12 protein-coding genes are annotated in these 16,286 nt (G+C 66.7%); 6 read left to right on the top strand and 6 right to left on the bottom strand.

Features of this window, described 5'->3' with window-relative positions; genetic code table 11:
- The first annotated feature begins 4 nt into the window (after positions 1–4).
- Both map and EB75_RS09415 read left to right on the top strand, forming a co-directional pair.
- Positions 5–862, top strand: coding sequence for a type I methionyl aminopeptidase (gene map / locus EB75_RS09420; RefSeq protein ID WP_073695161.1), 858 nt, complete (start codon positions 5–7; stop codon positions 860–862).
- Between the two features lie 181 nt (positions 863–1,043).
- Entirely contained in the window at positions 1,044–2,531 is a 1,488-nt protein-coding gene (locus tag EB75_RS09415) for a cobyric acid synthase (protein ID WP_073695160.1), read from the top strand.
- On the opposite strand, the gene EB75_RS09410 is transcribed toward EB75_RS09415, so the two are convergent.
- The 4 genes from EB75_RS09410 to EB75_RS09395 form a co-directional block, all read right to left on the bottom strand.
- Positions 2,532–4,121, bottom strand: a complete 1,590-nt coding sequence (locus tag EB75_RS09410; RefSeq protein WP_073695159.1) for an amino acid permease — start codon at positions 4,119–4,121, stop codon at positions 2,532–2,534.
- Positions 4,122–4,225: 104 nt separating this feature from the next.
- Positions 4,226–5,155: a TAXI family TRAP transporter solute-binding subunit gene (locus EB75_RS09405; protein ID WP_073695158.1), complete on the bottom strand. Its 930-nt coding sequence runs from the start codon at positions 5,153–5,155 to the stop codon at positions 4,226–4,228.
- On the bottom strand, positions 5,152–6,498 hold the full coding sequence (locus tag EB75_RS09400; RefSeq protein WP_286150136.1) for an ATP-binding protein: 1,347 nt from the start codon (positions 6,496–6,498) through the stop codon (positions 5,152–5,154). Before EB75_RS09400 ends, EB75_RS09405 begins: the two co-directional genes overlap by 4 nt.
- A gap of 28 nt (positions 6,499–6,526) precedes the next feature.
- Positions 6,527–7,186, bottom strand: coding sequence for a response regulator transcription factor (locus EB75_RS09395; RefSeq protein WP_073695156.1), 660 nt, complete (start codon positions 7,184–7,186; stop codon positions 6,527–6,529).
- A 153-nt stretch (positions 7,187–7,339) separates the two neighbouring features.
- Between EB75_RS09395 and EB75_RS09390 the strand changes: the two genes are divergently transcribed.
- The 3 genes from EB75_RS09390 to EB75_RS09380 all read left to right on the top strand — a co-directional run bounded on the left by EB75_RS09390 (position 7,340) and on the right by EB75_RS09380 (position 11,884).
- The gene (locus EB75_RS09390; protein ID WP_142239517.1) at positions 7,340–7,588 is read left to right on the top strand and encodes a hypothetical protein; all 249 of its coding nucleotides are present in this window, start codon (positions 7,340–7,342) and stop codon (positions 7,586–7,588) included.
- 411 nt (positions 7,589–7,999) lie between these two features.
- The gene (locus EB75_RS09385) at positions 8,000–8,545 is read left to right on the top strand and encodes an alpha/beta hydrolase (RefSeq protein WP_073695309.1); all 546 of its coding nucleotides are present in this window, start codon (positions 8,000–8,002) and stop codon (positions 8,543–8,545) included.
- A 99-nt stretch (positions 8,546–8,644) separates the two neighbouring features.
- Positions 8,645–11,884: a DEAD/DEAH box helicase gene (locus tag EB75_RS09380; protein ID WP_073695154.1), complete on the top strand. Its 3,240-nt coding sequence runs from the start codon at positions 8,645–8,647 to the stop codon at positions 11,882–11,884.
- Between the two features lie 65 nt (positions 11,885–11,949).
- On the opposite strand, the gene gjpA is transcribed toward EB75_RS09380, so the two are convergent.
- Positions 11,950–13,209 carry an outer membrane porin GjpA gene (gene gjpA, locus EB75_RS09375; RefSeq protein WP_073695153.1) on the bottom strand — a complete coding sequence of 420 codons (1,260 nt, stop codon included), beginning with the start codon at positions 13,207–13,209 and terminating at the stop codon, positions 11,950–11,952.
- Between the two features lie 588 nt (positions 13,210–13,797).
- Here gjpA and nicT point away from each other — a divergent pair.
- Complete coding sequence (nicT, locus tag EB75_RS09370; protein ID WP_174557647.1) at positions 13,798–14,913, top strand: Nickel transporter NicT; 1,116 nt, start codon at positions 13,798–13,800, stop codon at positions 14,911–14,913.
- Here the strand turns inward: nicT and mtr are convergent.
- Complete coding sequence (mtr, locus tag EB75_RS09365; RefSeq protein ID WP_073695151.1) at positions 14,910–16,286, bottom strand: mycothione reductase; 1,377 nt, start codon at positions 16,284–16,286, stop codon at positions 14,910–14,912. The genes nicT and mtr overlap by 4 nt on opposite strands.

Below are 16,286 nucleotides of genomic sequence, written 5' to 3'. Positions count from 1 at the left end.
GACGATGTCTGTTCGTACCGCGCTTCGCCCCGGCGAGGTGTCTGCCACCCTGCCGGTGCCCAAGTCGATCCCGCGTCCCGAGTACGCGTGGAAGCCGACGGTGCGCGAAGGCAGCGAGCCCTGGGTCCAGACGCCAGAGGTGATCGAGAAGATGCGCGTCGCCGGCCGCATCGCGGCGCAGGCGCTCGCCGAGGCCGGCAAGGCCGTCGCACCCGGCGTCACGACCGACCACCTGGACCGGGTGGCGCACGAGTACATGCTCGACCACGGCGCCTACCCGTCGACGCTGGGCTACAAGGGCTTTCCGAAGTCCTGCTGCACCTCGCTCAACGAGATCATCTGCCACGGCATCCCGGACTCGACGGTGATCGAGGACGGTGACATCGTCAACATCGACGTCACCGCATACAAGGACGGTGTGCACGGCGACACCAACGCCACCTTCCTGGCCGGCGACGTCTCGGAGGAGCACCGGCTGCTGGTCGAGCGCACCCACGAAGCCACCATGCGGGCCATCAAGGCCGTCAAGCCGGGACGGCAGTTGTCGGTGGTCGGCCGGGTCATCGAGGCCTACGCGAATCGCTTCGGCTACAACGTGGTTCGCGACTTCACCGGCCACGGCATCGGCGAGACGTTCCACAATGGGCTGATCGTGTTGCATTACGACAAGCCCGAGGTCGAGACGGTGCTGGAGCCGGGTATGACCTTCACCATCGAGCCGATGATCAACCTCGGTTCGCTGGACTACGAGATCTGGGACGACGACTGGACCGTCGCCACCAAGGACAAGAAGTGGACGGCGCAGTTCGAGCACACCCTCGTGGTGACCGACGACGGCGCCGACATTCTCACCCTGCCGTGACCGGTTTCCCGGCTGCCTTTGACGACCCGACTGTGCCGTCAGATCACGTAACCGGTGACAGTCGCGATCTGTGCGCACACTGGTCGCGCCACCCCGCAGTCCGCAGTCGCCAATGTGCACACAGATCACCAGAATCACGAGATCGGCGATCTGTGTGCACATTCGCGGCGCAGACCGCGGAATGAGCGGCGCACTGCTGGTCGCCGGTACCACGTCGGACGCCGGCAAGTCGATGGTGGTGGCCGGGCTGTGCCGGCTGCTGGCCCGCAAGGGCGTACGGGTCGCGCCGTTCAAGGCGCAGAACATGTCCAACAACTCGGCCGTGACGGTTGAGGGCGGCGAGATCGGCCGGGCCCAGGCCATGCAGGCGCGCGCGGCCGGGCTGGCGCCGAGCGTGCGGTTCAACCCGATCCTGCTCAAACCCGGCGGGGACCGGACCTCGCAGCTGGTGGTGCGCGGCGTCGTCTCCGGCACGGTGGCGGCGGGTGACTACTTCACCCGCCGGACCCAGCTGGCTGCTGTCGTGGCCGACGAATTGGCCTCGCTGCGAAGCGAATTCGACGTCGTGGTCTGTGAGGGGGCGGGTTCGCCCGCCGAGATCAACCTGCGGGCCACGGATGTGGCCAACATGGGCCTGGCCCGCGCCGCCGACCTGCCGGTGGTCGTGGTCGGCGACATCGACCGGGGTGGCCTGCTGGCGCACCTGTATGGCACGGTGGCGGTACTGGAACCTGCGGACCAGACACTGATCGCCGGCTTCCTGGTCAACAAGTTCCGGGGTGACCCGGCGCTGCTGGAACCTGGTCTGCGGCAACTGGAATCGCTCACCGGCCGCCCGACGTACGGGGTGATCCCGTACTGCGACGACCTGTGGCTCGATGCCGAGGACTCGCTGTCGGTCACGCCGCGGGGACAATTGGGTCGGCCCGCGGCCCCGCGCGGTGCCGACGCACTGATCGTTGCGGCGGTACGGCTGCCCCGGATCTCGAATTCCACCGACGTCGAGGCCCTGGCGTGTGAGCCGGGCGTGCATGTGCGCTGGGTCGACACCGCGGCCGAACTCTCGGGTGCCGACGTCGTGGTGCTGCCCGGCAGCAAGGCGACCGTCTCCGATCTGACCTGGCTGCGCGAGCGCGGACTCGCCGAAGCCGTTGTCGCACATGCCCGGTCGGGGCGCGCCGTACTCGGCGTCTGCGGTGGGTTCCAGATGCTGTGCACGACGATCCATGACACCGTCGAGTCCGGCGCCGGCCGGGTACCCGGTTTGGGTCTGCTGGATGCGGACATCGAGTTCGATGCCGACAAGACCCTGAAGCACTGGGATACGCCGTTGTACGGCTACGAGATCCACCACGGGCGGGTCGCGCGGTGCGCCGAACCGGATTGGCTCGGCGTCGGCATCCGGCACGGCCAGGTGTACGGCACGCATTGGCACGGGCTGCTGGACAACGACGCCGTGCGCCGGGCCTGGCTCGCCGAGGTTGCGGCGGCCCGCGGCAAGGACGGCTTCGTCGTGGCCGACGACGTCAACGTCGCCGGGCTACGCGACGCGCAGCTCGACGTGATGGCGGATCTGCTTGCCGCACATGTGGATATCGACGCGATGCTGGAACTGGTCGAGTCCGGTGCGCCGGCCCGGCCGGTCATCGCGGCCAGCCTGCTCCCGTGATCAGCCGGGTTCGGCCACTGGCTCTGCCGGTCCCACTGCTTCGACGGGCTCCTCGACCTGCTTGATGGGGCCGGTGAACCAGTTCTTCACCGACACGTGCCAGTAGATGTAGAGCAGCAGCAGGACCCCACCGACCAGCAATGGTGTGTAGTTGACGAACTTCCATTCAAAGCTGGCGTCCCACGGCACTCCACCCAGCGACGTCGGGAACATCGCGATGATCGAGGTGATCGTGATCTCGGCCAGCGCGACCGGGGCCATCCACTTGTGGTGGCCGCGCAGATTCCAACTGCCCGTTTCGAATTCGTCGCCGGCACGCCAGCGGTAGTAGATCGGCACCGCAAAGCACAGATACACCCCGACGACTCCGATGGAGACGACGGCGTAGAACGCCACCGGGGTGGGTGTGCCGTTGATATCGACCTTGACCAGGGCCGGCAGGGTCAGCGCGGCGGCCACGACGGCGGTGATCGTGACGCTGTGGGTCGGCACCCTGTGCTTGTTGACCTCCGACCACCAGCGGTGGCCGGGTACCGCGCGGTCCCGGCTGAACGCGAACAGCATCCGGGACGCGCTGGTCTGGCAGGCGACGGCGCAGAAGAACTGGCCGGCTGTCGAGATGAACAGCACCGAAGTCGCCCAGCCCGAGCTCATCGCCTGGTTGAAGATGGCGGCCACGGCGCCGCCGCCCTTGGATACCGCGTCGGAATCCTGGACGGCGAACAGGAAGGCCAGCAAGAGAATCCAGCCGCCGACGGCCGAGTAGAAGATGGACCGCCAGATGCCCTTTGCCGCCGCGCCCGCCGCGCTCTTGGTCTCCTCCGACAGGTGCGCCGATGCGTCGTAGCCGGTGATGGTGTACTGCGTCAGGATCACCGAGATCGGCAGCACCACGAACAGCCAGCCGGCGCCCGAGGTGGCGCCGCCGAACATGCCGCTGTTGTTGATGGTCTTGGCGAAGACGTCCGAGAGACTCGCGTGGTGGCTCGGCACGAAGATCAGGATGCCGATGACCGCGGCCGCGCCGAAGACGTGCCACCACACCGAGACGTTGTTGATGATCGCCAGCAGATGGCTGGAGAAGATGTTGATCAGCGCCGAGATGCCCAGGATGGCCACGAAGATGATGAACGTCCGAGTGAGGCTGTATCCCGCCAGCCAGTCGGCGCTGAGGGTGCCCAAGGTGAGGTCGATGAACGTCGCGCAGCCATAGGCCACCGACGCGAGGATGGCCACCAGGCCGATGAGGTTGAGCCAGCCGGCATAGAAACCGGCCTTCGCGCCGCCGAGTTTTGCTGCCCACCAATAGATTCCGCCGGAGGTCGGAAAGGCCGACACCAGCTCGGACATACAGAGGCCGATGACGAGGATGAACGCCGCAACGATCGGCCAGCCCCAGGCGATGGCGGCCGGCCCGCCGTTGTTCCAGCCCAGTCCGAACGACGTGAAGCACCCCGAGAGGATGGAGATGATGGAGAACGAGATGGCGAAATTGCTGAAACCGGACCAGGAGCGCTGCAGTTCCTGGCTGTAGCCGAGCTTGGCCAGTAGCAGCTCGTCTTCGGTAAGTGCTTCATGTCCTTCTGGCACTGCGGCCTCCTTAGGGCGCCCCGGATGTTGAAGAACAATAGGGTGCGTCCGGGGTTCGCGCTGCCCAACTGACGCCATCGTTTCCATGATGTTTCGGTCGGCTCTCAGCCGTGTAGCACGCGGTATTCCTCGATGGCCCCGGGGTGCAAGGGGATTCGGCCCGTCTGGATCATGTTCGGCGGTTGCAGGTACTGCAGACCACGCACTTCGGGTGGCATGAGCTGCGTTGCGTCCGTTGCCAATACGTCGACCGCGGCAGCCGCCAACGCGTTCGACAGGCCTGGCCGGCACAGGAGCAGATCGGCGGAGCCGATGGTGTAGACACTCGTCGGTACATAGGCGCCGATCGGCGCGCGCAGCAGCAGGTACGGATAGGACGACAGTTCCGACATCGGCGCGACCCATGGAGTCAGATCGACGATGCGTAGCGGCAGTGTCTTGTCCAACTCGGCGATGGCCGGGGTCGGGATGCCGCCGGACCAGACCAGGGCATCAATGGTGTGGTTACCGAGTGCGGCCACTGCGTCGTTCAGACGCAGGTCAACCCGGCGGATCCGATCAGTCAGCTTCGCCGCACCGAACAGCACCGTGGTGACAGCCGCGACGCCAGAGCCCGGTGGTCCTGTCGAAACCCGCAGTCCCGCAAGATCATTCACCTGACGGATGGGGGATGCGTCGGGCACGACCAGCTGGACATAGTTTTCGTAGACGCGCGCCACTGCCAGCGGTGAGTCGGCCGGTGCTCTGCCACGCCGGTGCCGGTTGACCACGTCGGCCTGGGCGAGCGCCATGTCGGCCTGACCCGATTGCAACAGATTGAGATTGTCGACGCTACCGGCGGTGGGCATCACGGTGACCACGACGCCGGGATACCGGAGCCGCAGGCGCTGGGCGAAGAGTTCGCAGACCTGCAGGTACAAACCACCACGATCGCCCGCGGCCAACCGGATGGTGCCCTGCGTGCTGTTCGGCAGGCAGCCCGCGACGACCGCCGCGGCAGAGGAGGCGAGGAATGCACGTCGGGTCAGCGTCATGATGTGCTCGCCGGTAGGTGGTACTGGACCGCGAGGCCGCCGTCGGCGGACTTGGCGACCGACGCCGATCCGCCGTGTGCGGCAGCGATTTCGGTGGCGATGGCCAGGCCCAGACCGGTGCCCTCGCTGTCGCTGTGCCCGCGCCAGAACCGCGTGGCCGCCTGGGCGATGGTATCGGCGGGCAGGCCCGGGCCGTCGTCGCTGATGGTGAGTTCGATGCCGGTATCGGTGGGCGTCGTCGACACGGTGACGGTGGTTCCCGTACCGGAGTAGCGCAACGCGTTGTCCAACGCGATGTCCAGCAGCTGCTCGACATCGTGGCGCGGCATCTGCACCGCCAGATGCGGGTGCGCCGTCTCGAAGCGCAGCCGCTGGTCACTCTGGTCGGCCGTGGCCTGCCAGAAATCGAGCCGCTGCGCGGCGACGCTGTCCAGGTCCGTCGAATCATGAACTGCCGCAGCCAGGCCGGACCGGTGGCTGTGGCTGGCCTGCTCGGCGCGCGCCAACCGGAGCAACTGGGCCAGCAGGTTCTCCAGCCGGTCCAGTTCGGCCGACATCGAATCGTAGGTCGGGCGCCCCGAATCGGTGACATGGTCTTCGAGGGTGTCGGCGCGCAGCCGGACGGCAGCCAGTGGGTTGCGCAACTGGTGTGAGGCATCGGCGATGAGCCGGCGTTGATGGTCGAGCGAAGCGTGCACCGCTTGCGCCATCGCGTTGAACGCCGACGTAAAACGCCGCAGCTCAGGCGGTCCCGACACATGAGCCGGTTGGCCCGCGATGCCGCCGGCCATGTCCTCGACGGCGCGCTCCAGTCCGACCAGTGGCCGCAGCACCCACCGGGTCACACTCTGTGCGGCGACGGCTGCCACCCCGAGCAACACGATGCAGCCCGCCGCAATCCACAACCAGTCCACGGTGATGTCGTGCGCCGCCTTGGACGGATCCACGTCGAGGACCACCGCTCCCACCAGCTCGCCGTTGCGTCGAATTCCCTTGGCGGCCAACATCGATTGCCGGTCCCAGGGCATGATCCTGGCGCGCGGCGCGGCGGGGGCATCGGACAGCGCGCGTTCGGCGGCAGTCGTCACTCCGCTGTCGGCGGCGGACAGTCCGCTGGCCGCCAGCGTCCTGCCGTCGGCATCGACGATCAGGGCGCCTTCGCCGTACACCTGCTGGTAGCGGTCGACCAGTTCCTGGTCGGGTGCGGCTGCGGTGGCGGCGATGTCGGCCAGCGCCGTCAACTGTCGCTCGCGTTCGGTGTGCAGGACATTGGTGCGGTGGTTGGCCAGGCTCAGGGCCAGCGGGATCGCCAACGCCGCCGTTGCGATGAGGAGCAGCGTCATCAGGAGAGCGCGGACCCGCAGACCCACGTCAGCGGTCCAACCGGAAACCGAAGCCGCGCACGGTGTGCAGCGGTATTCCGGTCAGCTTGGCCCGGATCTGGCCGACGAAGAAGTCCAGCGAACGGGACCGACCGACGACGGCGGTACCCCAGCACTCGAGCATGACCTCTTCACGGCTGACGGCTTCACCCTGACGAGCGGCCAGCGTGGCCAGAATCTGGTATTCGGTTTTGGTGAGCGCCTGCTTCTGGCCCGCCAAGGTGACCTCGTGGCGGTCCCGGTCGATGGTCACCGGCCCGGCCACGACGGGCGGGTGTACGACGGGACCGGCGCTACGCTGCACCCGCCGCATGACGGCCTCGATCCGCGCCAGCAGCACCGCCTTTCGCACGGGCTTGACCAGGTAGTCGTCGGCCCCGGCCCGCAGTCCCAGCACCACGGCGCCGTCGCTGTCGCGTGCGGTCATGATGATCACCGGTGCGGTCGATGCCTTGCGCAGCGTGCGCAGCACGTCCAGCCCGTCCATGTCGGGCAGGCCCAAATCCAGTAGTACCAGGTCACACCCCTTGACGCGGTTCAGCGCATCGTCCCCGCGGGTGGTGTGGGTGACGGTGAGACCGGTCTGTTCCAGGAGCTCGGCGAGCGCAGCCGCGACACCCTGATCGTCCTCGACGAGCAGCACGCGCATGGCCTGATGGTAGGTCGCCGAATACGTAGACCTGCTGATTTCGCAATGAATCTGAGGATCGTGCAAGGAAAGACCCGGCGCGAGGCGAGGACTGTTCCGCTGCGCCCGGCGCGGGGAAAACATGTGCTCATCAACAGAAATGAGGAGGTCACGATGTACCCGAACACCTATTTCGCCCGGTCCATGGTCTCCGTCGTGACAGGTGCCCTGATCACGCTCGGTTCCCTCGGATCTGCTTGGAGCGCAATTGAATTCATGCCCGCGTCGGCCGCCGTGGCCGCCGGCCATTCCTGCGACATCGTGGTGGTGGCGAACACGCTGTGCCAGGGCGGGCAGCACCGCCACGGGACGTCGACGATCGGCCGGGACTACCGGGACCTGAACTTGCGGCCGACGGCTTGAGCGACGAGGGTGTGAGCCAGATCATGAACGTTGTACGCGCGATCGACGCGACCGGGCCGGCAGCCCGCGCCGGCGAGGGCTCTTCGTCCTGGATACCAATGGTCGTGTGCTTTGCGGTCATCGGGATCATCATCGGCATGGCCATCGTGATCGGCCGACGCCGGCCACCACGTCGTCGGGCGGGCACGGTTCATCGCGCGGGCTCGGCCGGTGGCACGGGCTATGGCTACGCAGGCTCCGGTGGAGGAGGCTGGGATGCCGGCGGGTCCGGATGCTCGGACGGCGGTGGTTGCGGCGGTGGGGGCTGCGGCGGCGGTGGGGGCGGCTGTGGTGGTGGCGGCGGCTGTGGTGGAGGCGGCAGCTGCTGAATATCGGTACCTGCGGTCCCGCGGCGTTCGCTACGGTGGCGTCATGCCAATCATCCCGACCGTCGACGGCTTCGGCGCCACCGTCGACGTGTCTGGCCCCGACGCCGCCACGACCGTCGTCATGCTCGTGACGAAAAAGGCAAAGGCCGGCCACGACGCCCTGTGCGAGTTGCTGCACACCGCGTCGCTGCGCACCGTGGTGATCGAAGCCGACGATCGGCTGACCGTGAATTCGGTTGTCGGCATTCTGGATACGGTCGGGGTGAAGTGGGCGTTGCTGTTCGCGGATGCCGGCGCGGGGGAGCTGGCCTGGCGGCTGGCGGCCACTCGACTGGACCGGTTCACCGCCCTGGTGGCGATCGACGGCAGCCATCCGCGCGCCGACGGGGAGTCGGGCGACGCGTGCCCGCCGGTGGAGATCAACACCACCGTGGTGGTCACCAGTGCCGATGCCCGGGCGCGGGCACAAGCCGGACAGCGCTTCATCTACGGCGAATTCCGGATGTCCGAGCTGGTGGGCCGCCGCAGCGCCGAGGAGTTCACCGCACAGGTGGCCAACGAGATCGTGCTCCGCAGCAGTACCTGGTAGACCTGCCGGGGCGAGCGAAGCGACGGGAGCTGGCCTGCTCGGGGCGGGCGAAGCGACGGGAAGGCAGGGACTGTCGGTCCCGGCCGTTATCGTGACGAGATGGATGGCACCGACTCCACGGCTGGGCTAGCGCTCGCGCCACACGAGTTGCTGCGTGCCTTCAACGCCCAGACGCTGGCCCGCGGCGAGACCTACGCGAACCAGGGACGCGTGGTGGCCGCCCGGTACGACCCGGTAGACGGGACGCTCACTGGCTCCTGCCTGGGTTCGAAGTCCGAGTACTACGACGTCGAAGTGGCACTGTCGGGCGCGCGCACCGGCCTCGAGATCGAGTACACCGTCTGCACCTGCCCGGTGGGGCGGTACTGCAAGCATGCCGTCGCCCTGCTGATGGCGGCGATTCCGAGCGCACCCGACCGGGCTGCGCCGCAACGCTGGCAAGTGGTGCTGGGTTCGTTGCTGGACGAGATGACCGACACCGACGGCGACAGTGGTGGCAAGCCATTGGCGCTCGAGTTCGGCATGCTGCCCGCGGGGCGGTACCACACGACGCCGATTGCGACGCTGCGACCGCTGACGCTCGGCAAGCGCGGAAACTGGATCAAGACCGGGATCACCTGGCGCCGCCTCTTCGACACGGCCGATCCGGGCGAGTTCGACCGGGATCAGTACAGCGCACTGCGATCGATGATCCTCGGCGTGCCCGGTTACTACCCGTACAGCAGCGACCAGTTGGTGCTCCCCACTGTGGGGCAACGCTTTTGGGCCGATCTGGACCAGGCCGTCGAGGCCGGCACCGTCCTGTTGCCGGGTGCCGGGATCAGGGCTGTTCAGCTTGCCAAGGACGTCCAGTTGCGGCTCGACTTCACTGTCTCTGATACCGGCGGCGCGCAGATGGCGACGGTGCTGATCGTCGACGGCGAACCACGGGCGCCCGAAGGCGTCGGTCTGGTGGGCACGCCCACGCCGCACGGTATCCATCAGTTGGTCGACGGCATCCTGCATCTCGGGGCCTTCGCACCGGTGCCCGGCCCCACGCTGCTCAAACTGATCGCGGGGGGCGAGACGGTACACATTCCGCCCGAGGCGCTGGGCGAGTTCGCGGTGGACATGTTGCCACGGCTGCGCCGGACGGTGGCCGTCGACATGGTGGAGGGACTGTTCGCAGAGCCGGACATCGTAGGGCCGCTGCCGGTGCTCGCCATCACGACCAATGACGTTGACGGCCACGTGAAGTGGCGCACCCGTTACGAGGTGAACGGGCAGCGCCAGGAGTTCGACGCGGTCGGCGTCACGCGCCCGAGCGGCATCAGGGACAGCGCCGCCGAGGACACGATGTGGCGGGCCGTCGCGCCGGCGCTCGAAGCGGTCTCGGGGCTGTCCGCTGCGGATGACCCGCTGGCCTCCCTGTTGCTGTCGCGCCGGCAGTCACTGCCCCAGATCGCGGTGTTGTGCCACGAGGTGCTGCCGCAGCTCGCGGCGTTTGACCAGCTGATCATCGAAGTCGACGAGCGCGCCGCGGCGTTCCGGCTCTCAGAGGCCGGGGCCCAGCTGGGGTTCGGTACCGGGGCCGCCGAGGACGAGGAACTGGCGCAGGACTGGTTCGACCTGCACATCACCATCGACGTCGACGGTCACCCGGTGGCGCTGTCGGCCGTCATCGCCGAATTGGCTTTGGGCGCAACACACATGCTGCTCCCGAACGGGGTGTACTTCCGGCTCGACACCCCGGAACTGCTGAAGCTGCGCGCCCTGATCGAGGAAGCCCAGGCACTGGGCGAGCTCGACGGCGACCGGGTGAACGCGTCGTCCCTGAACGCTACATTGTGGGACGAGCTGCTGAGCCTCGGCGTCGTCGACCGTGAACTGGCGCAGTGGCGCGACAACATGGCCCGGCTGGCCGCGGCGCAGCCGCCCGTCCCGGTACCGACGCCCGCCGGATTGCAGGCCGAACTGCGCGACTATCAACACGCTGGACTCAACTGGCTTTCGTTCCTGTGGGACAATGGACTCGGCGGGGTGCTGGGTGACGACATGGGTCTGGGCAAGACCGTCCAGACCCTGGCCTTGATCACCCGAGCCGTCGAGCAGGGCGCGGGCAAGTTCCTCGTCGTGGCGCCCACCAGCGTCGCCGGCAACTGGGCGGCCGAATGCGCGAAGTTCGCACCCGGCCTGACCACCGTCGTGGTGTCGAGCACCGACGCCCGCGCCGCCGTCCCCCTCGCCGAGCAGGTTGCCGCCGCCGACATCGTCGTCACGACCTACACGCTGCTGCGCATCGACAATGACAGGTATCGCGAAATCGGCTGGGCCGGAATGATTCTCGACGAGGCGCAATTCGTCAAGAACCACCACAGCAAGACGCACCAGTGTGCTCGCCGACTCGATGCGCCGTTCAAGCTGGCCATCACCGGCACCCCGATGGAGAACAACCTGATGGAGCTGTGGTCGCTGCTGTCGATCACGGTGCCGGGGCTGTTCCCCAGCCCCAAGGTTTTCGAGCGCTACTTCCGCAAGCCCATCGAGTCCGGCGGCGAGCCCGGACGCCTGGCGACGCTGCGCCAGCGGATCAAGCCAGTGCTGTTGCGCCGCACCAAGGATCAGGTGGTCAAGGAACTGCCGCCCAAGCAGGAGCAGGTGCTGGCCATCGAACTGTCGGCCAAACACCGGAAGATCTACGACACCCGGCTGGCGCGCGAGCGGCAGAAGGTGCTCGGCCTGCTGGGGGAGTGGGAGAAGAACCGCTTCCAGATCTTTCGTTCGCTCACCCTGCTGCGCCAGCTGAGCCTGCACCCCGGCCTGGTCGACCCGGACACCATGGAGGCCGGGTCCACCAAGGTGGACTTCCTGATCGAACAACTGGACCAGCTGGTCGCCGAGGATCACAGCGCGCTGGTCTTCAGTCAGTTCACCGGATTTCTGGCGATTCTGCGGGAGCGCCTGGACGCCGCAGGGATCGAGTACAGCTACCTGGACGGGTCGGTCGACGCGCGGCGCCGGGCCGAGGCCATCGACGCCTTCAGTTCGGGGCGGACCAAGGTCTTCCTGATCAGCCTGAAAGCCGGCGGCTTCGGCCTCAATCTCACCGCCGCCGACTACTGCTTCCTGTGCGACCCGTGGTGGAGTCCGGCAGCCGAGGCGCAGGCCGTCGACCGCGCGCACCGCATCGGCCAGCAGCGCCCGGTGAACGTCTATCGGCTGGTGTCCGAGAACACCATCGAGGAGAAGGTGATCGCGCTGCAGGAACGCAAGCGCGCACTGTTCGCCGCGGTGATCGATGACGGCGACATGTTCGGCTCGGCGATCACGGCGTCCGACATTCGCGAACTGCTGGGCTGACATCGGGCATGCCGCGGTGGGCCGCCCCGGAAACGAGGAGGCCCACCGCTCGTGAGGGTGTGTGACTAGCTGTCGGTGCCCGAGGGGTCCTTGACCTTCTTGCCCTTGTCCTTCGAGTGCTTTCCGGGCTTGGTGCTCTTGTCGTTGTTGCTCAGTTTCGGCGCGTTGCCGGCGTTCTCGGACGTCTTCGTCTTGTTGGCCTTCTTCTTGTCGCGCTTCGGCGCCGGAGTGTCAGGCGTATCGGACGTGTCCGGCGTGCCGGATGCGGCGGTGGGATTCACGGTCAGCCCGGCCACCGGGTTCGGTGACGGGATCGACGTGATCGAATTCGTTCCCACAGCAGAGGTCGGCGCCGGCTTTACAGCGGAGACCGGCAGGGGGTTTCCTGAACCGCTCCAACCGATGGCCTTGGCGATGATGTGCTCAAACGCCACCGCTGCGCCCAACGGCCCGACCGGAGCGCCGGCGATCGGCGGTAACGGCAGTCCTGAAAGCTGGAGTCCGAGCGCGTTGAACGTCGACCCGCCGATGCCGGCAAGAGTCTTGCCGGGCGTGAACATTCCGCCGAAAGCCATGCTCAGTTGCGCGACACTGACGCCGGGCGGCAACGGGAGCACCCGGTTGACCAGTGGCACCAGGCCTTTCATGTTGAGCGTGGCGCCATTGAGGAAGCCGTTCGCCATGTTCGCCGGGATGTTGATGAGGTCCTGCACCGCGGCCTTGAAGTCCGGGTTCGGGCCTCGGACGTGGTTGATGGCACTGGTTACGGTGTTGACCAGCGCGACCATAGGGCTGACGGCAGGCCCGACGAGGCCGAGGAGTACGGCGCTGGCCGGGGAGGCCATGAAGTTCAGCGTCTGGACGACGAGGTTCTTGACCACCGGGGACATCGTCGGCGGCAGGAATGTCGGCAGGGCCCCGAAGATGAGGTTGTGTAACAAGTCCATGGTTTGTGGGAGGACGGTGGCCTTGGTGGCGGCATCCGCGCCGACCAGCACGCTGCTCGAGATGGCACTGCGGGTGTTGGCGACCATCTGCTGGATGACATCGGGGATGTTGCCTGGGGCGCTGATGATCTCTTCGGCGTACCCGATCTGGTTGGCGATGATCTGCTGGAGCAGGACGGCGGGAGTCGGGCGCCACACGTCGAAGATGATTTTTGCGCCGGCGGCCGCTTCATTGAAGGCGTCGATCCACGGCTGAAGGGGATCAAAGGTCGCGGTGAGGCTGACGCTGGCCGAACTCACCGCCTTCGACGCCGCCGACTGGATGTCCGGGAGCATCGGAGTGACCGGACTGAGCGCGATAATGCTGGCACTTGCCATGCACACGCCCGCGCTGAGGCATGAGCGAACTGCGACATCCATGAGACTCTCCTTTGCTGTGGCTGTGACCAAACCGCAATTTACCTCTCTGTAAAGAAATCCGAATGGTATTAGGCGAGGTTGAAACGAATTTTTCTGGGCAGGTCACCACGCAAAGCGCCCTCAAAGGTGGCTCAAATATTTGCTGGTCGTGTGACTAATGAGGCGCCCGGGTTACTGGGCAACGGCACTCGGGGGGTCGATGCGTGCCTGCTGGCAAATGTTGGGAAGTTGCCGATGGGGTGCTCGCCGGCCAGTCGAAAAGTTAGCGAAATCACCATATTGACGTAATTGTCGAATATTCGGGCCGGTCGGGGCGGTGGATGTGAAGCGGCACAGTTTGCCGCGGCGGCCTTGTCGACGCCGACGGATCGCAAGCTTGTTAAATCGGCTCCAGTGGGATCCATGTCTCTCGGATGGGCCCGCCTGGCCTCGGCGCTTCCACTGGGCGGTAACTCTGCGCCCATCCTGGACGTTGCTGGAGCCCTTGTCGCGAAACGCATTTAGACTCTCGCCTGTGGGGGCAGCTTCCGGTGACAGGCCGCAGCAGTGACGGGGTCGGTCGCTCGTCTTGGACGCTCGTTGTCGAGGCAGGATCGGGTCCGACTGGCCGCGATGTTCAGTGTGATCGCCGCACTGCACCTCATCGGCTGGGGCACGTTGATCCTGGTCGTCGTGCCGGAGCATCACACCGTCGGCGGGACGGCACTCGGCATCGGAATCGGTCTCACCGCGTACACCCTGGGGCTGCGGCACGCGTTCGACGCTGACCACATCGCCGCCATCGACAACACCACCCGCAAGCTCATGGCAGACAACGCGGGCAGGCACGACGGGAACCGGCCGCTCAGCGTCGGATTCTTCTTCTCCCTCGGGCATTCGACCATCGTGTTCGGCCTCGCGCTGGTGTTGTCGCTGGGCATCACGTCGCTCGTCGGACCGCTGCAGGACGATTCGTCGATGCTGCATCGCTACACCGGGCTCATCGGCGCCGGTGTCTCGGGCGTCTTCCTCTACCTGATCGCCGCCATCAATGTCGTTGTGCTGGTGGGCATCCTGCAGGTGTTCCTGCGCATGCGCCGCGGTGAGTACGACGAAGCCGCGCTGGAGCATCAGCTCGACAATCGCGGCTTCATGAACCGCATCCTGCGCCGGTTCACCCGTACCATCAGCAAGTCCTGGCAGATGTATCCGCTCGGCGCGCTGTTCGGCCTGGGCTTCGACACCGCGACCGAAGTGGCGCTGCTGGTGCTGGCCGGAACCGGGGCGTCGGCCGGATTGCCGTGGTACGCAATCCTCTGCCTGCCCGTGCTGTTCGCGGCCGGCATGAGCCTGCTGGACACCATCGACGGCGCGTTCATGAATCTCGCGTACGGCTGGGCGCTGGCGCGGCCGGTGCGCAAGGTCTACTACAACCTCACCATCACCGGTCTGTCCGTCGTGGTGGCCCTGGTGATCGGGACCATCGAGTTGCTCGGGTTGCTGGCCGAGGAGCTCGGGTGGTCGGGTGGCGTCTGGGCGTGGATCGGTGGAATCGACCTCAACATCGTGGGTTTCGCGATCGTCGGAGTGTTCGTCGGCACCTGGGTGGTGGCGCTGCTGGTGTGGCGCTGGGGCCGCATCGAGGAGAAGTGGACGGCCCGGCTGAGCCCCGCCGACAGTTAGACGAGTCCCAGCAGCGCGTTCTCGATCACCTCGGACAGTGCCGGGTGAATCCAGTACTGGCCGCGCGCGACGTCCTGCGCCGACTGCCCGAAGGACATGGCCTGGATCAGGGGCTGAATCAGTGACGACGCCTGATACCCCATGAGGTGCGCGCCGAGAATCCTGCCGGTGCCGCGCTCGCCGATCAGCTTGACCACGCCGGTGGTGTCCTCCATGGCCCAGCCGTAGGCGGTGTCGCCGTAGTCCTGCACCTTCACCACGACATCGAAACCCGCGGCGCGCGCTTCGGCTTCGTTCATGCCGACCATCGCGACCTGCGGATCGGTGAACACCGCGGCGGGCACGAACCGGTGATCACTGGCCACCAGCTCGCCATCCCAGTCGCGCAGCAGATTCTCTTTCACTGTCCGGGCTTCGTGGTTGGCGACGTGCTTGAGCTGATGATGCGACGACACGTCACCGAGAGCGAAAATCCCACGCGCCGTGGTGCGTTGGTACTCGTCGACCACGACGTAACCGTCGTCGTCGAGAGTCACCCCGGCCAGCTGCACATCGAGCAGATCGCCGTTGGGCACGCGACCGGTCGCCACCAGGAGCGCGTCGGCCGTCAGCGTCTCGCCGTCGTCGAACTCGAGCACGACGCCGTGAGCATCCTGCCGCGCGTCGATGACATTCTCGTGGGTGCGGACCGTCCACTTCTTGGAGACGACCGTGCCGAACCGTCGGCAGATTTCCTCGTCGCACCGTTTCAACAGCCGGTCGCCGCGCAGCACGATGGTCACCTTCGACCCGAGCGCCGAGAACACGTGCGCGAATTCCACCGAGATGAAGCCGCCGCCGACGATCACCAGGTGCTCGGGCAGCGCCGGGATGCGCATGATGTCGTCGCTCGTGTAGTAGGGCACGCCGGACTTGGCGATGAGCTCCGGAATCCAACTGCGCGAGCCCGCTGCGATCACCACCCGGTCGGAACTGAATTCGTCTCCGTCGGCGGTCCGCAATGTGTACGTCCCGTCGGGCAACGTCGGGCCGAAGCGGGTGTGGCTGCCGTAGACCGTGACGTTCGGCAGACTGCGGCGGTACTCCTCGCCGCCGGCGGCAATCGGGTCGATCCGGCCGAAGACCCGGTCCACGATATCCGGCCACCGCACGCCGTCGATGTGGGAGTCGATGCCGAAAGTGGCGCTGTGCCGAATGGTCTGGGCCACGTCGGCGGCGTAGACGAACATCTTGGTCGGGATGCAGCCGACGTTCAGGCAGGTCCCACCGAACGTGCCCTGTTCGCAGATCGCGATTTTCAGGCCGGCGTACCGCTCGTCGAGCACGCTGTTGCCCGAACCGGTGCCGATGATGGTCAGGTCGTAATGCTCCAT

Origin of the sequence: Mycobacterium sp. ST-F2 (genome assembly GCF_001905655.1) — a bacterium.
Taxonomy (GTDB): Bacteria; Actinomycetota; Actinomycetes; order Mycobacteriales; family Mycobacteriaceae; genus Mycobacterium.
This window is presented reverse-complemented; position numbering and strand designations above follow the sequence as displayed.